Genomic DNA, 20,583 nt, shown 5'->3' on the forward strand with positions numbered 1-20,583 from the left:
CTTTGAACTCCATTAATGAGTCTTTGAACTCCATTAATGAGTCTTTGAACTCCATCAATGAACCTCTGAACTCCATTAATGATTTGACTTTTTAAGTCATGTGGAAAAACCAACAAAAGACCTAACCTCTCCCCTACAAGAAAAGCGGGAAAATTCAAAGCCTCACCCTTTTAGACTACGGTGTACACGCATCTTGTTGGTAATGAAGCACAAATCCTCGATTTACCCCCCTTAATCCCCCCTTGCAAAGGGGGGAAAAAAAGAAATCTAGTTCCCTCCCCAATGCATCGGGGAGGGTTAGGGTGGGGTAAAACCTTGGTTAATCAGCTATTTCAGACTTGTGTACACACCGTAGCCCTTAGAAGAAGAAAGGTCAGAATATTCAGTTGCACGTCGCCTAAATTAAGCTTTTTAATCCCCAAATATCAAATACCATGCAAAACCGCAACTCAACAGCTACAAACACACTAGGAAAACCATTCGTCGCTGCAACCACCAGCCGCAGACCTTTCCTAGAAATTAAAGACGTTACCAAAGTCTATCCCACAAAGAAAGGACCCTTCACCGTACTCGACGGCGTTAACCTCAACGTCGAACAAGGTGAGTTTATTTGCGTCATCGGTCACTCTGGCTGTGGCAAATCGACGCTACTAAATATGGTATCCGGTTTTAACTTTCCCACCTCCGGGCAAGTGTTACTCGAAGGAGAACCCATTACCCAACCAGGCCCAGACAGAATGGTTGTCTTCCAAAACTATGCCCTGCTACCTTGGCGCACTGCTTTTGAAAATATCTACTTAGCTGTTAACGCCGTTTATCCCAACAAACCACAAGCCGAAAAAAGAGCGATCGTGCGCGATCATTTAGCAATGGTGGGACTGGCTGATGCAATGGAAAAGAAACCAATGCAAATGTCCGGTGGGATGAGACAACGGGTTTCTATCGCGCGTGCTTTGGCGATTCGTCCCAAAGTTTTAATTTTAGATGAACCTTTTGGGGCGCTAGATGCCATCACCAAAGAAGAATTACAGGAAGAATTGCTGAAAATTTGGGGCGATAACCGTTGTACAGTGCTGATGATTACCCACGACATCGACGAGGCACTATTTTTAGCAGATAAATTGGTAATGATGACCAATGGCCCACACGCGAAAATAGGCGAAGTTATGGAAATTCCTTTTTCTCGTCCGCGCGATCGCAGCCGCATCATGGAAGATCCACAATATTATCAACTGCGTAACTATGCCTTAGACTTCCTCTTTAACCGCTTTGCCCATGATGATGTAGGTTAAGCGCGATCGTCATTGATTTTTCCAGAATTATTCTTTGTTCCTCCCGCCACCATACCAGATGGTGGCGGGAGCAATTAGTAGGGGTAATTCATGAATTGCCCCTCCAACTACGTCCACAAGTTATAAAGTATGTGTAGAGCGAGTATGTTGAGAAAAAAATCTGTATGGCAAGCTACCCAGAAACCGTAACTAGTAACGAATCCGTTAATGATTTAATCGCCGAGACGACAAGCATTAACCATGTTGAGGTAATTGAAAATGTCATCGACTCTTTGGAACAAGATGATAGTGCGATGGTTAGCCACACTCCAGAGGCTGGTTATCTTTGGAAGTTTAAGTATGGAAGTGTGCAAGTATTTGTCCAACTCAACGGGACAAGCGATGAAGACACCATAACGGTTTGGTCTGCGGTGCTAAATTTACCTGCGAAAAATGAACCTAAGTTGATGCGGTATCTTTTGGAGTTAAACTGCTCCAGCACTTTTGAGGCGCGCTTCGGCATTATTGAAAACCGGGTGGTTGTAATATCGACACGCACCTTAGCAGAGTTATCTCCTGGCGAAGTATCTCGGTTAATTACCGTTGTGGCAACGATCGCTGATAATAACGATGAAGCCTTACAAACTGAATTTGGTGCAACTTAAGGAATTTTAGATTTTAGATTGGGCTATTGCTACATCCGATGTATAGCAATCCGGTTTGGGCGAATCTGCAAAGACTGTTTTCTGTGTACCAATTAAAAAACGCCTGGGAGTGTTGCCGTGTTTCCACCCCAGGCGTTTTTTATTTTTAACTTGCTCCTCACACAAATAAATAGTATCACTGCTTCAATCAAAAGGCGAGTCTAGTAAGTGACACTTTTAAAACTGCACTGTCAAGTGAGTTTAAATTTATACTCCCTTGACTTGACCCCATCTGTATATTTGGATGCGATCGCTCCAGAAAGGCAGTTTGGTTGGCATTGATAGCATTTAGCATACGTGTTGGGCTACTGATTTCATTACACAGCCACTTTATTTATCAGCACAAGCCTTAAAAAGATGGGTTAGGCAGGATCTAGCCTTTACAAGCCGTAACGTAACTAATTAAATAATTATTAAAGATATATACATCTTTGAATTAATGCCTGAAACTTTTTAGTAATCAATCAAACTCTCAAATAAATATTAGCACTCAATGCTTGTCAGTGCTAATTTATAGCTGAGATTTAACGCCTATGATATAGAACAAAACTGCACTTTTTGCAGATGCTTTAGTTCCTTTCCAGATATTATTTTAGAAATAGAAAAGACTAAATATTTCCTGTAAGTAATATAAAATTGAGAGTACTGGCATGAAATACACTTTTGATATTGTAGGAATATCTCCACTTTTGCAGTTTTTTAATCAGCAACAGCAAAATGGGCAAAAACCACTCCACGAAGGTGTGGAATACTTGGGAATGCATACGTGTACGCTAGATACGTTTTTAGAATCGGTGGAATCAGTTCCAGCAAAGTGGGATTGGAATCTGGATCAAGTAGTAGATACGGTGATTAAGTTTTGGTTGAATAACTCAGACAGTATTCGTTATTGGAAAGTACGTTTAAATGATGCTGGTAAAGATAATTTACTAGTCACAAGGTTGGCGGATATAAACGCCTTGCAAGCTGAATTTGAATCCTTACTAGATAAGGATTGGTGAAGAGATAGGTAAAATTGAAAAAGAGTTCAGGAGGGGAGCAATTCCGGCTCCGCCTCCAGTCAAAATCAATAATTTACTCTGTTATTCTCATTTTCAAGTACTTTGAGAACTTGGAGATATAAATTTTCGACTCTTTTCGTCTGAACTTCACCAAATGATGCATAGTGAGTTAAGCTAGGAGCGCCATTTACTTCAATAATTGTATAATCTCCCATTGGTGACGTTATATCACTAGCAAGAATATCCACACCTGATAATCTTAACTCCATATCTTTTGTAATATTTACTGCTAATTTTTTAAAATCAGGATGGATATTGTCAGTGAAGTCTATTGCCTCACCTCCAGTTGATAAATTTGCATTATCTAAAAGATAGACTATATTATTCTTAGGTATAACGTTACTAAAATTTAGCTTCCGTCTTTGCAAGTTTTTTTTGATTCTGTAATCTTCAAAATCTATAATTTCTTTTCTACCATTTTTGATAAAAGTTTCTTGCTTCTGTTGCATAAGTTGCAAAACAGTAGATTGACCATCTCCGATGATAAATAAGGGGATTCTTTGATATGCCGAAACTACTTTATCATCAAGTACTACAATTCTATAATCATTGCCACTATAGAACCGCTCAACAATAAATCCTGAGATTTTTCGCAAGATTTTCTTAGCTACTTGATAATATTCTTGTTTATTGTGAACCTTGGTAACAAACATTCCTTGACTAAGGTTAATCGGCTTGACAATTACAGGAAATCCCAACTTCTGGGCATAATAAAATCCTGCATCTATATTTCTAGTATTAGCTATTTCTTCGCATAATTCGTTACTAAAAAATGTTTTTCCTTCAGTAACCTTATAGCCAAATTTATTCAGAAAAAAGTTTGAAACTGCTTTATCTTTAGCTATTGCTACTGAGCCAAGAGAATTAATACTAAACCTGGTATTACGAAAGAAGGTTTTATTGCCGTTTTTAAATGTAATCAATCCCATAAAGTCGCATTCTGGGTCTACTAAAACTACTGCTCCTATTTCCTCTGCTATTTTTTGGATTATTGATGTTACGAATGGTGTTTTCATTATTAATAACTGTAATTTTCTCGAGAATTTTTTAACTATTTGGTGACAATTAGTCAAGAATTTTTAATTTAAATAATTGCACTATCTGTTGTCCTTAAAGCTCTAGTCAAAAGCTGAATAAAAATTCATTCTTGAATATTTAAAAAGACTTTAACAATTTAATTATTCTCAACTAACTATAAAAAATGTAAATGCTCGCAATGTAGCTTTACTAACCACACTATAGAAAAATTAAGAGCGTCTACGTGCTGATTAATTTTACGCACATTATTATTCGTTTTCTCTTCAGCTTCTAATAGTATGTTTTCAGACATTGATGTTTGTTTTACCACTGATGCGGACTTTACTTATGTGTATGCATACAAATTATGCAAACCCAATAATTGCCAAACTTTCTGCTTGAACATGGTTGTGTCCTGGAAACAATTGCAAGTTAAGGCTTTGAGATTCATTTGTACCTGAAAATTCCAACTTAATTGGTCTAAAATATAGCGCTCAGTGTTGACAATTTATTAAGAATCGAATAACAAGGTGGCAGCAGCATAAAAAAAAGCGTTAGTGCATTCCTACCTAGAAACTAATTAACGCCCTTCATTAAACTTCATACGGTTAACATAATTATGCCAGAAAATACGGATAACAAAGCTTCTCAATCAGACAATCAGACTATTGCGTATAAAGAACGCCTCAATTCTTGGGCGATCGCTCGTCTACTTCCTAATACGCAACGGGAGATTGTTGCTCGCTTCCGCAGCCGTTCTGATGCCGATGGCTATATGCGACACCTTCCTCAAGAAATACCAAATGCTTCCTATATGGTTGTTTTTGATTGTCAACGCCAAGCATCTGTAATTTAAATTACAAGCGAATGGCATTAACCCTTGTTTTTCATCCAATATACTTGGGTTAAAGGTTATTGGTGTAGATAATTGGTCTTCAAGACGCGATAAATCAAGACGTAATAAATCGCGTCTCTACATCTGGGTTTTGGGTTTATCTGGACTGTATTGGTTTTTAATCTCCATTACTCTTTTGTTGCGATCGCAGGCATAGTCTACTTAAAATTTGTGGAAACCACTATATTTAATTTGCTCTCCAGCGAGAGGCTTAGATCCCCTACTTCTTTCAAGAAGTCGGGGGTCTTTTGGTTTGCAATACCTGCTTCCATCTCAATTAACCAGACAAGTTGCTCAAAGCAACTCCTTAAAGGTAAACAAACTTCCACCACGGTGTACTACAGAAAATTTGCAGTTCTCATACTAATTCTTGGTGAAGTTGCACATGATTTTGACCTGGGCAAACCTCTCCCGCAGGCGTAGGGTTCTGTCTATGGGTCTTCAGAAATAATTGGTATCAAAAGAAGTGTAATTACAATCATAAATGATTAAGCTTTTCTGGCAATATATAAACATTTTGATATATTAACTAAAAATAAATTCCGTAATTGCCCCCTTACTACTAATGTTTTAGATTACTTAAAAGTAAAAGTTAGTGCAATAAGTCCTGAAAGTCCTAGAGAGTTAATAAGTGGTAAAACAGCACCGATATGACTGGTTCAAAGCTGTGATATTTTTCCGTCAACGAGAATTACTCGCGCTGTTGCTGGGGATTTTTTTCTCAATCTCTGTATTCCTACTCTGGCAGAGACTTTTAATCCCAAATCCGGGGTTATTAACACAAGTAGAATTGATTGCAGGGTTATTAGTTGTTGTCACGTTGGCATTATCAATCTATTTTGCCTTGGCAATGAATGCAATAAACCAACAAATAATAGCAATCAATCAGGAGTTAAATCACAGGATTTTTGAACAGAAACAGGTAGAAACTGCCCTGTTCGCCAGTGAAAATCGTTTGCGACAGATGCTGGAAACAGTCAAAGTCATCCCTTGGGAATTGGACTTAAAAACTTGGCGATTTATTTACGTTGGGCCGCAAGCGGTAGACTTGCTAAATTATCCGATCGCAGAGTGGTACGAGGAAAATTTTTGGGTTAATCATCTGCATCCAGATGACAAGCAAAATTCTGTTCGTTTTTGTCAAGAAGCAACTGCTAGGTGCGAGAATCACGAACTGGAATACCGGATGTTAGCTGCTGATGGGCGAGTTGTTTGGCTGCGAGACATTGTTAGTGTCGTTGAAGAAGCCGGAACTGCGATCATGCTCAGGGGGTTTATGTTTGACATTACTGATTTGAAGCTAGTTGAAGAAACCTTGAGACTGAGAGAGAGGGCACTTGCCGCTACCAGTAATGGGATTATTATTGCCGATGCTAAACTCGCCTACAATCCAGTTATTTACGTCAACCCTGCCTTTGAGCAAATAACAGGCTACAGTGCTACTGATGTAATTGGGCAAAACTGTCGATTTTTGCAACGCACAGATACCCAGCAACCAGCACTTAATGAATTGCGCTCATCTATTCGAACTGGAACAAGTTGCAAAGTTGTTCTTCGCAACTATCGCAAAGATGGTACTTTGTTTTGGAATGAATTGAGTATTTCTCCTATTCATGACAACAATGGTGAGTTAAGCCACTTCATTGGCATTCAGAGAGATATTAGCGATGTCTACGACAAGCTTTGCTTACGCAAGCAAGCCGAAGCCAATCTGCGTCGGCAAGCCCTCACCTTTGAAAACATGCATGATGGCGTAATTATCACAGATTTAACCGGAAGTATTATTGACTGGAATCCTGCTGCCGAAAGTATGTTTGGCTATACCAAAGCTGAGATTTTAACTCAATATCCCAGTATTTTGCATCAACCGGAAGTAGCCGCAACATTAAGCGTCAACATTTTGTCAACAGTCAACCAGCAAGGACGTTGGTCAGGGGAAATACACTTTATTCGCAAAGATGGTAGTGAGGGAATTTGCGAAACAACCGTAGTTGCTCTACAGGATGAACAGGGAGAAATTGTTGCTACTGTCGGCATCAATCACGATATTACCGAAAACAAACGAGCTAAAGAGGCACTGCAACGGCAATTGCATCGCACTCTACTACTTGAACAAATTACTCAGGAAATTCGTCAAAGTCTTGACACCAGCAAAATCTTTAAGACGGCTGCTACCCAAATTGGACAAGCATTTGGAGCCGATCGCTGTCTGATCCACTCTTACATTAGTAACCCCACACCACAAATTCCCCTAGTAGCACAATATAATACACTCCCTGGTTACTGCTCTGTATTGAAATTGGAAGTTCCCATGACTAACAATCCTTATGCCGAGCAGATGATGACCCAAGAAAGTGCGATCGCTTCTCCAGATGTGTACGTTGAACCTTTGCTGCAAAGGACTGAAGCTATCTGCCGAGAAATTGGGCTGAAGTCCATGCTGTCAATCCGCACCTCCTATCAAGGAGAACCCAATGGTGCGATCGGCTTACATCAGTGCAACTATTTTCGCCAATGGACACAAGACGAAATCGAATTACTAGAAGCTGTGGCGGCTCAACTAGGTATTGCTCTAGCACAAGCTCACTTACTGGAACAAGAAACGCGCCAACGTGAAGAACTTACCTTGAAAAACTTTGCCTTGGAGCAGGCAAAACGCCAAGCAGAAGCCGCAAATCGGGCAAAAAGTGAGTTTTTAGCAATGATGAGTCACGAAATTCGGACTCCAATGAATGCTGTTATTGCGATGACAGGTCTACTGCTGGATACCGATCTCACACCTCAACAGCAAGACTTTCTGGAAATAGTTCACAGTAGCGGAGATACTTTACTTACCATCATCAACGATATTCTAGATTTCTCCAAAATTGAGTCGGGCAAACTGGAATTAGAAGAACAGCCTTTTGATTTGAGAGCTTGTGTAGAGGAGGCTATTTCCTTTTTAGCTCCGAAAGCTGCCCAAAAGGATATCGAACTAGTTTATCTAATCCAGCCCCAAGTTCCCATTCAGATCGTCGGTGATTTAACTCGTCTGCGCCAAGTCTTGATGAATCTGCTCAACAATGCTATTAAGTTTACGGAAACCGGAGAAGTAGTACTCTCTGTTGAACTGGGGATTGGCGATCGAGGACTGGGCACAAGAGGCACAGGGGCACAGGGGCACAGGGGCACAGGGGAAAGACTTACTGCAACTTCTCCTTTGCTCCCTTGCTCCCCTGCTCCCCAATCCCCGATACCCGTTGAAAAAGAGCAACTTCTCTACGAAATTCAATTTGCGATCAAAGATACAGGTATTGGCATCGCACCAGAGAAAATAGAGCGATTATTTCAACCCTTCACTCAGGCTGATGTCTCCATGACTCGACGATATGGTGGCACAGGGCTGGGATTGGCGATTAGTAAGCGGCTCAGTAAGATGATGGGCGGCACTCTTTGGGTAGAAAGCCAGGGGTTGGTTGGTGGCAATCCTAGCCGTAGATGGGATAAAGGAAAATTATTATCATCTCCTGACTCTTCACCAGGTTCAACATTTTACTTCACCATTATTACCAAAGTAGTTGCTCAGTCAGAACAAGCCGAATTAAGCATTTCGCCGTTGCTTGCATCCAAACGATTATTGATTGTGGATGACAATCTAACCAATCGCCAAATTCTCAGCTTGCTAGCTGAGTCTTGGAAGATGGAAACTTATGCCGCCAAATCTGGCAAAGAAGCTTTAGTTAAACTTGCTCAGGGAACACAGTTTGATATTGCTATTTTAGATATGCAGATGCCAGAAATGGATGGCATAACCCTAGCTCGTCAAATCCGCAAGCAATCTGGTTGTCAAAATCTGCCTTTGGTGATTATGACTTCTTTAGCGAAAATAGAAACTCCTTCAGACTTTAATGATGTCAAGTTTGCTGCTTCTTTGAGTAAACCGATCAAACACTCTCAACTCTACGATGTTATTACTCGTGTTTTGGGAAATCAGCCGATCCTAGCCAGCATTTCTCATTTTCCTTTGGTAGATCGGCATTTGGGTCATCGACTGCCACTGCGAATTCTTCTGGCAGAGGATACGGTTGTTAATCAGAAAGTTGCTCTACTGATGCTACAGAAAATAGGTTATGGCGCAGATGTGGTCAGCAATGGGCTAGAAGCGATCGCAGCTCTGCAAAAACAGCAATTCGACGTAGTGTTGATGGATGTTTACATGCCCAAAATGGATGGGTTAGAAGCAACTCGGAGAATTTGTCAAGAATGGGGGGTGGGTGTTCGCCCCCATATCATCGCCATTACTGCCAATGCCATACGGGGTGATCGCCAAGTTTGTCTTGCCGCTGGTATGGATGACTACATTAGCAAACCTATTCTGCTGCAAGAGTTAGCTCAGGCACTCAGCAAATGTTCACGCAAAAGAAATTTTGAATTCACTTCCATCAAACAACAAGGGGAAGTGAGACGCCAAGAATTGCAACCTTCGTCAAATATCTTACAGTCAGGAAAAAACCAGACATTAAAAAGCGCGAAAATTGATGCCAAAGTCCTCCAATCCTTGCAGCTTATGCTTAGAGGAGATCGTGTGGCATTTGCTGAACTAATTGAGTGTTATCTTACAGAGACAGCCAGACTAGTGCAACATATTAGCACAGCGATCGCAACTCAGGATATCCAGACTATATGGCAGACAGCACACAAACTCAAGTCCAGCAGTGGTTCTATTGGAGCGATCGCCTTAGCGCAGCTTTGCAAGGTGTTAGAAGCACAGGCACGAAACAGTAACTTAGAAAACAATCTAGAATTACTTTCACTACTGTATCAGGAATATGAACAAGTTAAAACTGCCTTAGAACAAGAACTTGCCAAGGAAGCACCATGAAAGCCACAGATCAAGAAAGTCAATCTTTAGTTTTAATCGTTGATGATGAACCTTTTATTCGCCTGATACTACGGCATTTCTTAGAGCGGGAAGGCTATCAAATAGCGGAAGCTCAAAATGGCATAGAGGCAATAAATGTTTTTAAGCAACTGCACCCTGATATAGTACTCCTGGATGCCATAATGCCGGATATGGATGGATTCGAGTGTTGCACTCAGTTGGAGCTTCTGGATTGTAACAAGCACACTCCAATTTTAATGATTACAGGACTTGATGATCAAGAGTCAGTTGACCGTGCATTTACAGTGGGAGCAATAGATTTTGTTACCAAACCGATTCACTGGGCAGTTTTGCGACAACGGGTAAAACGCTTGATTCAGCAATCTCAGTTGCAGCAAAAACTGGAAGCCGTGAATCTGGAATTACAGCGATTAGTTACTATCGATGGATTAACTCAAATAGCTAATCGCCGACGGTTTGAAGAGTATTTTTCCCAAGAGTGGCAGCGTCTAAAACGCGAGCAACGTCCGCTTTCTCTGATTCTTTGCGATGTTGATTTCTTCAAATTATATAATGATACCTATGGTCATCGGGTAGGCGATCGCTGTCTTCAGAAAATTGCCCAAGCTATCAAAGATATGATTAAACGTCCCGGAGATTTAGTTGCCCGTTATGGTGGGGAAGAATTTGCTGTGATTTTACCTAACACAGACACCAAGGGGGCGACTCATGTTGCCGACGAAATTTGTCATGCTGTCCGAGGTCTAGCAATTCCTCATCAAAATTCCCAAGTTAGTCCTTATGTAACTATTAGTGTTGGGTTTACGGCAGAAATTCCTCAGCCAGATTCTGACTTAGAAGAAATGATTGCCACAGCGGATCGGGCGTTATATAAAGCAAAGGCAGCAGGACGCGATCGCTTTGTGCAAAATATTTTACTACCACAGAAGTAAAAATTCCCGCTAATGTGCCAACATTCAGTTATCTGCCCCATGCCCCATTTAAAAATCTACACCTCGTTTAAGTTCTACGCCTTGATTAGCATAGTGTTTGTGGCAATAAACTTCTGAGTGGACGCTAGCCAAGTCGAAATACGCGGGTGGATTTTGGCAACGGCCAGTGATAATAATTTCGGTGTCGCGGGGTTTGCGGAGTAAAGCTTGAACAATGGGTTCAACGGGGAGTAATTCTAAGTCAACGGTGGGATTGAGTTCATCGAGAATAATAGTTTTATACAATCCAGAGGCGATCGCAACTTTTGCAATTTCCCAACCTCGTTCGGCTTCTACATAATCTAATTCTTGCCGGGAATTTCGCCAGACGATCGCATCTCCACCGCAACGCTGATGATCCACCACTTCTGGATATGACTGCTGCAAAGCAGCGATCGCAGCGTCTTCTGTGTAGCCGCTACCACCCTTAAGCCACTGCATAATCAATACACGGGTAGACCCGGGATGATTAATTCCCCTACCAATGGCCTGCAAAGCTTTACCCAAAGCACTGGTAGACTTGCCTTTACCAGCACCAGTATAAATTTCAATCCCTTCCAAGAAGAGGGCTTTAGCTGTTGGGTGGTGATGAGGTTTCATTTCTGAGTGCAAATCTGCAATATCGAGCAACTTTTGGGGTGCGGCGCGTCCGGTAGCAATGATTTCCAACTCTTGGGGTTTGGATTTTAATGTTTTTACCACTTCATCTACTGGTAGCAAACCTAAATCCAGAACTGGGTTAATTTCATCCAAGACGACAACTGAATATAAACCACTAGCGATCGCACCTTTGGCTACATCCCAACCGCGCATTGCTTCATCTCGGTCAAAGGTGGTAATTTCCTCTGGGCCAAAAAATTCCGCTCTCCCGGTGCGAACCTGGTCAATTAAATGGGGAAACCCACGCTGCAAAGCTGCGATCGCCCCATCTTCGTCATAATCACGTTCTGGCCCTTTTAAAAATCGCAGCAGTAAAACACGATTAGAGTTGCTAGGCGTATTTATTCCCAAGCCAATGGAGCGCAAAACCACTCCCAAAGCCGCTTGAGATTTACCTTTACCCAGACCATCGTAGACGTGAATTTGACCAATAAGCCGTTCTTGACGCACTTGCGCCGTCCGAATCCCAATACCGTTCCTTGTCATCTCTCAAAAAGCTATAACTATGGCAGTCTTTAATCTTACCTAACCTCTTATACTCTCAGATAGAGAAACTACCTCTCTAACACGACTGTACAAGGGTCAGTTTGATCTATTAACAATATCAATAGAGGAATACTGGCACACCCGCATAGTAAAGGACAAGAACAATGGGATAATTTCCCCCATCACCCTTACTATCCCAGTTATACTCACTACAGTTCACCCTTACCCGTAACCATTTATGCCTGACAATTGGATGCTTCCCAGGATTTTTCCCATTGGTGGATTTCTGTTTGACTTTTTATTTGTACTGATTGCCATCCCCATCGAAGCTTATGTTTTGCATTCTCGACTAAAATTTGACAAAAAAACCAGTACTTTTTATGCAATTTCTATCAATCTGTTTTCGAGTGTAATTGGTTGGTTCATATTTTTTGTCTCAGAACCAATCTTGCCAATACAGGTGAAATCAGAATTAATTAATTATATGTTTTTTAATAATTTCAGATCGCCGAATACACAAACTTTAATTATTTTAACAGCTTGCATCATATTTTTTACTACATTTTTGATGAAATTTTTCATTTTAAGGGTTTTGTTATTCTCATTAAATGAATCATTTGCTAAGAAAGAAGAAGAACCGAAAATATCTCAGCGGTTGCAACGGCGTCGTTTTAGTACCCTTAATTTACAAAATACTAATTTAGTTACTACTATACTAATAGCAAATTCTCTGAGTTATACTGCTATAACTATTATTTTATTATTTCGTTCAAAATAGCAAGAAATTACTTGTTTAATTTAGAGAAAAATTATTGATTAATCAGGTGTAGGGAGGAATATGAATACGTTACTAAAAGATGTCTTTGGGGTTTTTAGATTTGCTGAAGGGCTTTATGCAGGAATTAGAAAAATATTAGTTCCACCCAAAGCTTACTCTTGGCAGACATTTATTTATTTAAGTGTTTTTTCTTGGATACTTTCATATTGTGCCACAGGTTATATCAAAGATATAATTGCCTTTTTCGGTTGGTTATTTTTAATTGCCGGTACAGCTTGGTATACAACTGAAGATCCTTTGAGGGTTCCTGGGACTTTTATGCCAGTCGGGGCAGTAATCACTGGATTCTTAGTGAGTGTTTTTGCATTTGGAAATCAAGAAGATGTAATTACACCCAGAACAATCGTTTTTTGGCCAACAATTTCAGCATTAATTACGGCAATACCAGAGTTTATTGAAGGCAATGACACCGATGCCAAAGCTCGAATTCCTAAGCCACAAGACCGCCAAAGAATCATAATTTTAGTTGCTAGTAGTATGCTGCTAAGTTGTTGGATTCAGTTTCACTTTGTGACAGATAATTGGTTACGACAATATCCCAGTTTGCAAGCAGATACTTTTAAACATAGTACCTTTATTGTCAGAACACAAGCAGCAGTAAAAATTCCCCAAAACGGCGTTGTAATTCTAGAAAAACTTCAACCAATGGTAGTAGAACAAATAGCTGAAAGACCTTGGTCAGAAGTAGAAAAATGGTTGTTAGATGCGAAACAACGGGTAGGAAATCTGGGTAGGGGAGTAATTCAAAAAAACCTGAGTAAATATGAAGAGAAGGAACTATGGCGCATTGAACCGCGTGTAGCTAATACAAAGTCTGGATATATATTAGATTTATTAAGTATTTGGATAGGCCCGAGTTCTAACCCACGGGGCTATTACTTAAAAAAATCTTGTCGCATTGAACCAGTTGCAGCAGCTACTAATTCAGAGAATAAGATTACAGTTGCAGAAATTGAATGCGATCGCGCCAGTAAATTAATTCCTGGTTCACCGCCTCCGCAGCAGTGAGGAGTGGGGCAGGGGGCAGAGGAGCAGGGAAGCAGGGGAGCCTACGGTGTACACACAAGTTATCGAATCACTACCAGTCCTCGAATTACCCCACCCTAACCCTCCCCTTGCAAAGGGGAGGGAACTAGATTTTCCGGTTTCCCCCCTTGCCAAGGGGGGATTAAGGGGGGTAAAACCCGGATCTCAAAGTAACTCTGATTTGTATGTACACAGTAGGCAGAGGAGCAGGGGGAAGAATAATAAAATTACCTTTTTACCCTCTGCCTCTTCCCAATGACCAATGACAAATGACCAATGACAAATGACAAATGACTATTAACAGAATTTTTGTATTGGCAAAGAATGTGTTTCAGGAAGTGGTACGCGATCGCATCCTATATATTATTGGTTTTTATGCGCTAGTACTCGCCACCGCCTTCCGCGTCCTTCCTGAATTTGCAGCTACGGCTGAAGATAAAATGTTTTTAGACTTTGGGATGGCAGCAATGAATGCCATCGGGTTAATTATTACGATATTTATTGGTACGGGACTAATTAATAAAGAAATTGAAAAACGCACTATTTTAGTATTAATTGCTAAACCTGTTAGTCGCAGTGAAATTATCGTCGGCAAATACTTGGGTTTATCCGCAGTCCTAGCTGTGCTTGTCGCCACGATGACAGCAATTTATCTGGTATTTCTGCAAATTGGTAATATTCCTCATCCGACAGCAAGCATTCTAATTGCTGCAATTTTCTTATTTTTGCAGTTGTCATTAATTACTGCTGTGGCTATTACCTTCGGTGTTTTTACTGCCTCTCTGCTAGCGACTGTTTTAACCTTCGCGGTATATTTAATCGGAAATATTACTCAAGATTTAGTACAACTTGGTCGTCTTAGCCGTAACCCTGGTATGGAACGTCTAACTCAAGCTTTGTTTCTTTTTTTGCCAGATTTATCTCGATTAGATTTGAAAAATGATGCCGTATATGGTCTGCAAGCACTACCTGACACCACTTCACTGATTATGAATGCTGGTTATGGCTTAATTTATAGTGCCCTGTTGTTAGCGATCGCTATTTTTATCTTTTCACAACGTGAATTTTAGGCATTGGGCATGGGGGAGAGTACAAGGGGAAAGACTTGTTGTAATATTATAACTTTTGTCCCCTTGTCCCCCCTGCCCCCCCTGCTTGCTTATCCGAACTGTATTGCTTACACATCTTCAAGGGCTGAGTACCTTGGCTAGATGCTTTTTGTGCAATAGTTTTCAAGCGAGTCGCTCTGCTTTTACGGATACGTTCACTTTTGCGAACTCCACCAGCCATCTCATATTCACGGCTATCTTTGCCGTATTTAAAGCCGATTCCCATGAGCATTTTTTCGGAGAAAGTACCCAAGGTTTGTTCTAACTTGTCAATTTCTACTTTGGAAGAGTCAATTGTGCTGAGAGCAGTATTATGAGCTTCTAACTTGCTGCGTAATTGCTCAATTAGTTCTGTCAGCATTTTTAAATTACAAGTCTCTCCAAGATCCAGATTGACATCAATTGCTTTCAGTCCAGCAAATCTTAACTCAGCATTTTCTAGAACGCGGGATGTACGTTTTCTCAAAGACATAAATTTAGTTACTTGTAATATTTATACAGTTACTATGCCCTATGAAAAATATATTCTGGTTCCGCAAAATCCACAAAAATAATTATATTTTTTATAAAATAGATCCTGGTAAATTCTTTTAATTGATTTAAAGGGTTTATCTAATCTTAATTATAGTTTGAGCGTTCATAACTACAAAAGAAGCTGTGTTAAATTCAGAAGAAACTGTGTGAACTACAGCTTAAGCATTCATAACTAGAGAAGAAGGTGTGTTAATTACAGCTTGAGCATTCATAATCACAAAATAAGCTGTATTAACTACAGCTTAAGGATTACTTATCATATAAGTAATATTTATAATTAATTTCCAAGCTGTATTAATTAAGGCTTCAAGTTTACTTAATCAGATAATGAGCATTTATAACTACAGCTTCACCATTAATAAGTGCTGTTTAAGTTGTATCAAGTACGGCTTAAACAGTACTTATAGCTGTTCCCCTATAGTTATTAATATCAAGTTTAGAGCGATCGCACCAACAAAGATTTTCAGTCTACTGCCATTTGCTTATTACTCAGCATCATCCCCCACAAAAAGAGTACATTGCCGTGTAGCTTTGTCACAATAAGTCTGTGCTGTCAATCAGATGTCTTGAGGAAACTGCTCAAAAAATGCTTCTCTTTATTTTTTCGCTTTTCGTTGTTGGTTAAATTCTGTAGCTAATTTCAGGTCAATATCTTGTGTTCAAAAAGGCTGATGTTGCGTAAATTTTGCCCCAATAAAACAAGCGCGTTCTAAGTCGGCGGGGTCGTCTAAAATCGCAATTATAATGCGGGTATCGCCTTTTGTGCGCATACAAAATTTAGGTATTACAGGGATGTTAGTAAGGTTTGGTATGGTGCAATATTGCTATAATGATGGATATAAAATACTAGTTTTTAAGTTAATGCCTGCTAAAGATATTTTTCATTATGCCGTTAGGAAAGGATTAGAAAAGGAGGGTTGGTTAATTACTAATGACCCTTTGAGGATTGAAATTGGTGATATTGAAATGTATATTGACTTAGGTGCAGAGCAAATTTTGGCAGCCGAAAGAGCCGGAGAGAAAATAGCCGTTGAGATTAAGAGTTTTATTGGTGCATCAAACATTTCTGAATTCCATACAGCAATTGGACAGTTTTTTAATTATCGTATCGCGTTAGAAGAGCAAGAACCTGAGAGAGTTTTATATTTGGCTGTGCCTTTAGGAATATATAACGCTTTCTTTAAGTTGCAGTTTATTAAAATAGTTATTCAGCGCTCTCAATTGAAATTAATAATTTACGATCAGATTCAGGAGGTAATTGTAGAATGGAAAAACTAGAGCAATACCAAAACTATGTTCAACAAGCCATAACAGAATATGCCGAGCTAGGCTCATCAAGAGATGAAATTGAACAACAATTAATTTTTGATACAGTTCGCAACCACTATCAATTGATGTATGTTGGGTGGAAAAATAGACGACGGCAGCATGGTTGTGTTTTGCATATCGATATTAAAAACAACAAAATTTGGATACAGCATGATGGAACTGAAATTGGCATTGCTAATGAGTTAATTAAATTAGGAGTACCAAAAGAAGATATTGTGTTAGCATTTCATGAACCTTTGGTGAGGCAATATACAGGTTTTGCAGTTGGTTAAGTTCAAGATGAATTTTACAGACTTTTTTGAAATAATTTAGGACTAATTATATTAATAATTTTAGCGATCGCCACAACTCACGCTTTCACTTTTAATCGGTAGGGTGTGTTATCGCCAAGCGCCGCACCATCAATGATTTTTGGTGCGTTAGGACTAACGTCCATAGGCGAAGTGGTTACTTGGTCTACACCATCTGAGCCTGATAAGCCTTTCCGTTGGGGTCGGATTTGGGCATAGAAAAGAGATATTTTTTCGTGGGCTTTTGCAGATGACGTGAAAAGTCAGCTAGGTATTCCCATGCATAGCATGGGAACCAAATCAAAAAATTATCTCTTTATATCATGTCCGCCTAATTAGTTATAATTCCCGCATCTGTGCAAAAACCAGGAAACCCTCTTTCCCCCTGCCCCCTGCTCCCCTGCCGTCTTAATGATAAGTCTTTAACCGGACACGATATTACAAGGCTAACTCTAGCTAATAAATAACTATCTGAGGTTGCTCAATTGTGCCATCAGGCATGATAGTATCTCGCAACTTCGCATAAATCAAATTTGTCTTCCAAAGGTTTGCCTTACTCAAGTTTGCTTTGGTTAAATTTGCCCATGTCAAGTCTGCACTAGTTAAGTTAGCCTCAGTCAAATTAGCTTCTAGTAATTTTGCTCCACATAGCTTTGCTCGTGTGAGATTTGCAAAACTTAAGTTAGCTTCAATCAGCGATGCTTCAATTAATTTGGCTTCACTTAAGTCTGCTTCTCTCAAATCTACATCACATAAAGAAGCACCCCAAAGATTACTACCTGTGAATTTCACCCGCCATAAGAAAGTTCCGCACAAATTTGCTCTTGTTAAATCAGCATTAGTCAAATTGGCTTCACATAAAGATGCTTCATACAAATTAGCTTCACGTAAGCTAGCTTGCATCAAATTTGCGCCACTTAAATTAGCACGAGTGAGAACACAGCCAGACAAATTTGCATCACGCAAATCCGCTCCGATAAAGTTGATACCACTTAAATTAATTCCTTTCAGGTCGATTCCCCTCAAGTCACATCCACTGAAATCTCGGCGCTGAAAATATTTATTTGTGATTTGACTTAAAATAAATTCCTGTTGTTGAGCATAATTGTTCATGGTATTCACCTCTGGGTGTAATTGATCTCAAAGGTTGAGTGTGGTAGTTACCGCAATACTTCTCGGTTAGGCATTTTTAATTCGGAATCAGGTTTTGAGAAAAGGTGACTGGAATTTGGGTTAAAGGTTTTTCTTTCCCCTTTCCCTTTCTTTTTTCCCCTTAACCGAGAAGTATTGCTAGTTACCGTATATTGAGAGTACACCGCAAATGGAGATTAGCTCAGTAAATAATCAAAAATAAATTAGCAAAAAATCGGCAATCACTTGAAAATGCGTTTTTTCAGTGGTTTTTAAAACAAAAAATGCTGACATAAGTCAAGAAATATTCATATAACAAGAATCATCTTGCTTACTCCAAATTAAAAATTACCATAAGTAATATTAATGGCGTATCCTTTTGTTGCTTTCACTACTGCGCTTTTTTATTTACTTGTAACCAAATTTCTAAACTAGCAAGCAACCACAGCTTTACTCCATAACGACTCCAGGTATCTCCTTGATAGTTTAACCAATTACGAATTGGCAACTGGTTAAAGTAAGGAGTGATAGCTGCATTCTGATTTAACAATAAATCTCTGGCTTCTTGCTGCCAATATTTCCGAAATCCTAACTGCACCGGTACCATCATGCCGCTTTTGGGACGATGAATAATTGTGTCTGGTAAAATATCTGCGATCGTCGGAGACGTACCGTAGGTAATCGCTTGTTTTAAAACTGCTTTTTCTTCCACTCCAGAAAGCTTATACTCTGGAGGTATTTCCATGCTTAAGTCTACTATTCGTTGATCAAATAAAGGAGAACGACCTTGTAAAAGAGCAGCTTGAGTCAAGTTACTGACTTTGGTCAGAATTTGGTCAGCGCCTTTAAATTTGATATTCATTGCCATCAAACGATTCAGATAGTTTGCTTGGGAATATAAATCTTCAGCAAAAACCCAAGGCGCTGTTTGTACTGCTGTCCAAACTTCTGGTTTTAAAAGTTGCGGTAAATCAACAGCGCACTTTTGAAAGGAGATTAAATAAGCTTGCAATGCATCCTGATTGGTGACAGAGCCATATAAACTATTAATTAGCATCGGCTGATTTTTTGGCCCACCAAAACAAGGGTCGCCACCTTCACCATTCAAAACTACTTCTACGCTTTCTCTCGCCAGTCGTCCCAGCAACAGGTTGGGAACAGTCAGTGGGTCGCCAATGGGGTCATCTAAATAAGCCATTGTTTCCGGCAAACGTGACCACATATCCTTAAAAGTAATTTCTAAAATGTGGTGCTGCGTCTGACAATGGGATGCAACGAGACTAGAAAATTCTAACTCGTTGGGACATTCCGCACCAAAATGAATCGAAAAGGTGTGGACTGGTGCTTTGTGGAATTTTGCTACTAAAGCAGTGATACTGCTAGAATCCAAACCACCAGAGAGGAAAACGCCAACGGGTTCATTTGCTGGTGGTAAATATTCTTGAACAACTTGCTCTAGAAGTTCTCGCAAGCGATCGCCATGCCATGCTAAGGGTTGATCAATTGCGATAATCTGTTCTTGAAGCTGCCAATAAGCTGTAACTTTATGGTCAGGAAATTCTAAAACGGTTCCAGGTCGCAGTTCCCGCACCTGTTCCCAAAGGGTTCGTTCTCCAGGAACAAAGGCACAACAAAGATAATCTCGCAACGCCACCAAATCTAAATCAGATGAACGATGAGGTGTTAAAGTTCTCAGTTGAGGTGCAATCCAACGAACTGAACCAGTGGTAGTGTAATAGAGAGTACGAACACCGATGCGATCGCGAATCAATCTCAACACCTGTTTGTCTCTATCCCAAACCACTAGCGCAAACATCCCCACAAGTTGGCTAAGACTTTCATTACCCCATTGTTCCCAAAGATTGGCCACCAGTTGCAGAGAACTTCCTTGAAAGCTATCCGGTTCAATTCCCAACTTTTGCAGCAATTGCACTCGGTTAGTTAACCAAACATCACCAACAACAACAAATCGTCCTCTAGAACTGATTGCTAATTTCTCCGTCGGCAATTCCGAAGTTGTGCGTGGTAAAATTACAGAAATTTTCTCATCTCGCCAAGCTATATCTTTATAGTTGGCATCAACTGTTCCCCACGCTACGCGCCAGGTTGGGTTAGTTTTGATGAATTCAATTTTAGGAGATTTACGATTTTTAAACGCATCAAATAACATGGGAAATTTTCAAGGCATATTAGTAAGAATCCTATATCTAATAACCTAAGAGCAAGCGAGGCTACGGTGTACGCACAAGTCTTTCTGACCCCCTCTAACTTCCCCGATGCCTTGGGCTTGGGCTACGGTGTACACGAACCTATCCCACTAATACCGAAATATGGTAATCTACTTCTCGTATGAGAGGGGTGTATCTGTGTATGGCTGGG

Annotated in this window: 17 protein-coding genes; 12 read left to right on the plus strand and 5 right to left on the minus strand. The window is 40.1% G+C overall.

Features of this window, described 5'->3' with window-relative positions; all coding sequences use genetic code 11:
* Positions 1-434 precede the first annotated feature (434 nt).
* The 3 genes from HWQ43_RS25805 to HWQ43_RS25815 all read left to right on the plus strand — a co-directional run bounded on the left by HWQ43_RS25805 (position 435) and on the right by HWQ43_RS25815 (position 2,976).
* On the plus strand, positions 435-1,292 hold the full coding sequence (locus HWQ43_RS25805; RefSeq protein ID WP_292738949.1) for a nitrate ABC transporter ATP-binding protein: 858 nt from the start codon (positions 435-437) through the stop codon (positions 1,290-1,292).
* A gap of 164 nt (positions 1,293-1,456) precedes the next feature.
* Positions 1,457-1,936 (plus strand): YbjN domain-containing protein, encoded by a 480-nt coding sequence (locus HWQ43_RS25810; protein ID WP_292738951.1) that lies wholly within the window; start codon positions 1,457-1,459, stop codon positions 1,934-1,936.
* A gap of 689 nt (positions 1,937-2,625) precedes the next feature.
* Positions 2,626-2,976, plus strand: coding sequence for a hypothetical protein (locus tag HWQ43_RS25815; RefSeq protein ID WP_292738953.1), 351 nt, complete (start codon positions 2,626-2,628; stop codon positions 2,974-2,976).
* 65 nt (positions 2,977-3,041) lie between these two features.
* Here HWQ43_RS25815 and HWQ43_RS25820 read toward each other — a convergent pair whose 3' ends face one another.
* On the minus strand, positions 3,042-4,052 hold the full coding sequence (locus HWQ43_RS25820; protein WP_292738955.1) for a cyanophycin synthetase: 1,011 nt from the start codon (positions 4,050-4,052) through the stop codon (positions 3,042-3,044).
* A 620-nt stretch (positions 4,053-4,672) separates the two neighbouring features.
* Between HWQ43_RS25820 and HWQ43_RS25825 the strand changes: the two genes are divergently transcribed.
* From HWQ43_RS25825 to HWQ43_RS25835, 3 genes are all read left to right on the plus strand, one after another.
* Positions 4,673-4,909: a hypothetical protein gene (locus tag HWQ43_RS25825; RefSeq protein ID WP_292738958.1), complete on the plus strand. Its 237-nt coding sequence runs from the start codon at positions 4,673-4,675 to the stop codon at positions 4,907-4,909.
* 670 nt (positions 4,910-5,579) lie between these two features.
* Positions 5,580-9,809, plus strand: coding sequence for a PAS domain S-box protein (locus tag HWQ43_RS25830; RefSeq protein ID WP_292738960.1), 4,230 nt, complete (start codon positions 5,580-5,582; stop codon positions 9,807-9,809).
* On the plus strand, positions 9,806-10,762 hold the full coding sequence (locus HWQ43_RS25835) for a PleD family two-component system response regulator (RefSeq protein ID WP_292738962.1): 957 nt from the start codon (positions 9,806-9,808) through the stop codon (positions 10,760-10,762). Before HWQ43_RS25830 ends, HWQ43_RS25835 begins: the two co-directional genes overlap by 4 nt.
* A 48-nt stretch (positions 10,763-10,810) precedes the next feature.
* Here HWQ43_RS25835 and HWQ43_RS25840 read toward each other — a convergent pair whose 3' ends face one another.
* A complete protein-coding gene (locus HWQ43_RS25840; RefSeq protein ID WP_069068662.1) occupies positions 10,811-11,947 on the minus strand; it encodes a cob(I)yrinic acid a,c-diamide adenosyltransferase in 1,137 nt (378 codons plus the stop codon).
* A gap of 238 nt (positions 11,948-12,185) precedes the next feature.
* Here HWQ43_RS25840 and fraC point away from each other — a divergent pair, with 238 nt between their 5' ends.
* From fraC to HWQ43_RS25855, 3 genes are all read left to right on the plus strand, one after another.
* A complete protein-coding gene (gene fraC, locus HWQ43_RS25845) occupies positions 12,186-12,725 on the plus strand; it encodes a filament integrity protein FraC (protein ID WP_292738965.1) in 540 nt (179 codons plus the stop codon).
* Between the two features lie 60 nt (positions 12,726-12,785).
* Complete coding sequence (gene fraD, locus HWQ43_RS25850; RefSeq protein WP_292738967.1) at positions 12,786-13,793, plus strand: septal junction protein FraD; 1,008 nt, start codon at positions 12,786-12,788, stop codon at positions 13,791-13,793.
* A 308-nt stretch (positions 13,794-14,101) separates the two neighbouring features.
* Positions 14,102-14,881 carry an ABC transporter permease gene (locus HWQ43_RS25855; RefSeq protein ID WP_292738969.1) on the plus strand — a complete coding sequence of 260 codons (780 nt, stop codon included), beginning with the start codon at positions 14,102-14,104 and terminating at the stop codon, positions 14,879-14,881.
* Between the two features lie 46 nt (positions 14,882-14,927).
* Here the strand turns inward: HWQ43_RS25855 and HWQ43_RS25860 are convergent, their stop codons facing one another.
* Positions 14,928-15,392 (minus strand): hypothetical protein, encoded by a 465-nt coding sequence (locus HWQ43_RS25860; RefSeq protein WP_292738971.1) that lies wholly within the window; start codon positions 15,390-15,392, stop codon positions 14,928-14,930.
* Positions 15,393-16,315: 923 nt separating this feature from the next.
* Between HWQ43_RS25860 and HWQ43_RS25865 the strand changes: the two genes are divergently transcribed.
* The 3 genes from HWQ43_RS25865 to HWQ43_RS25875 all read left to right on the plus strand — a co-directional run bounded on the left by HWQ43_RS25865 (position 16,316) and on the right by HWQ43_RS25875 (position 17,292).
* Entirely contained in the window at positions 16,316-16,732 is a 417-nt protein-coding gene (locus HWQ43_RS25865; protein WP_292738979.1) for a XisH family protein, read from the plus strand.
* Positions 16,720-17,055: a XisI protein gene (locus HWQ43_RS25870; RefSeq protein WP_292738973.1), complete on the plus strand. Its 336-nt coding sequence runs from the start codon at positions 16,720-16,722 to the stop codon at positions 17,053-17,055. Before HWQ43_RS25865 ends, HWQ43_RS25870 begins: the two co-directional genes overlap by 13 nt.
* A 105-nt stretch (positions 17,056-17,160) precedes the next feature.
* A complete protein-coding gene (locus tag HWQ43_RS25875) occupies positions 17,161-17,292 on the plus strand; it encodes a hypothetical protein (protein WP_292738975.1) in 132 nt (43 codons plus the stop codon).
* 237 nt (positions 17,293-17,529) lie between these two features.
* On the opposite strand, the gene HWQ43_RS25880 is transcribed toward HWQ43_RS25875, so the two are convergent.
* Positions 17,530-18,186, minus strand: a complete 657-nt coding sequence (locus tag HWQ43_RS25880; RefSeq protein ID WP_289798239.1) for a pentapeptide repeat-containing protein — start codon at positions 18,184-18,186, stop codon at positions 17,530-17,532.
* Positions 18,187-18,595: 409 nt separating this feature from the next.
* On the minus strand, positions 18,596-20,374 hold the full coding sequence (locus HWQ43_RS25885) for an asparagine synthase-related protein (RefSeq protein ID WP_292738977.1): 1,779 nt from the start codon (positions 20,372-20,374) through the stop codon (positions 18,596-18,598).
* Positions 20,375-20,583: the final 209 nt, after the last annotated feature.

It is taken from the genome of Nostoc sp. JL31 (genome assembly GCF_017114965.1).
Taxonomy (GTDB): Bacteria; Cyanobacteriota; Cyanobacteriia; order Cyanobacteriales; family Nostocaceae; genus Nostoc; species Nostoc punctiforme_A.

Bases quoted from the DNA above. Each gene is read 5' to 3' on its own strand.
- HWQ43_RS25820 (WP_292738955.1), bottom strand. From the start codon at position 4,052: ATGAAAACACCATTCGTAACATCAATAATCCAAAAAATAGCAGAGGAA.
- HWQ43_RS25885 (WP_292738977.1), bottom strand. From the start codon at position 20,374: ATGTTATTTGATGCGTTTAAAAATCGTAAATCTCCTAAAATTGAATTC.
- HWQ43_RS25840 (WP_069068662.1), bottom strand. From the start codon at position 11,947: ATGACAAGGAACGGTATTGGGATTCGGACGGCGCAAGTGCGTCAAGAA.
- HWQ43_RS25865 (WP_292738979.1), top strand. From the start codon at position 16,316: ATGCCTGCTAAAGATATTTTTCATTATGCCGTTAGGAAAGGATTAGAA.
- HWQ43_RS25805 (WP_292738949.1), top strand. From the start codon at position 435: ATGCAAAACCGCAACTCAACAGCTACAAACACACTAGGAAAACCATTC.
- HWQ43_RS25880 (WP_289798239.1), bottom strand. From the start codon at position 18,186: ATGAACAATTATGCTCAACAACAGGAATTTATTTTAAGTCAAATCACA.
- HWQ43_RS25835 (WP_292738962.1), top strand. From the start codon at position 9,806: ATGAAAGCCACAGATCAAGAAAGTCAATCTTTAGTTTTAATCGTTGAT.
- HWQ43_RS25860 (WP_292738971.1), bottom strand. From the start codon at position 15,392: ATGTCTTTGAGAAAACGTACATCCCGCGTTCTAGAAAATGCTGAGTTA.
- HWQ43_RS25855 (WP_292738969.1), top strand. From the start codon at position 14,102: ATGACTATTAACAGAATTTTTGTATTGGCAAAGAATGTGTTTCAGGAA.
- fraD (WP_292738967.1), top strand. From the start codon at position 12,786: ATGAATACGTTACTAAAAGATGTCTTTGGGGTTTTTAGATTTGCTGAA.
- fraC (WP_292738965.1), top strand. From the start codon at position 12,186: ATGCCTGACAATTGGATGCTTCCCAGGATTTTTCCCATTGGTGGATTT.
- HWQ43_RS25815 (WP_292738953.1), top strand. From the start codon at position 2,626: ATGAAATACACTTTTGATATTGTAGGAATATCTCCACTTTTGCAGTTT.
- HWQ43_RS25810 (WP_292738951.1), top strand. From the start codon at position 1,457: ATGGCAAGCTACCCAGAAACCGTAACTAGTAACGAATCCGTTAATGAT.
- HWQ43_RS25870 (WP_292738973.1), top strand. From the start codon at position 16,720: ATGGAAAAACTAGAGCAATACCAAAACTATGTTCAACAAGCCATAACA.
- HWQ43_RS25825 (WP_292738958.1), top strand. From the start codon at position 4,673: ATGCCAGAAAATACGGATAACAAAGCTTCTCAATCAGACAATCAGACT.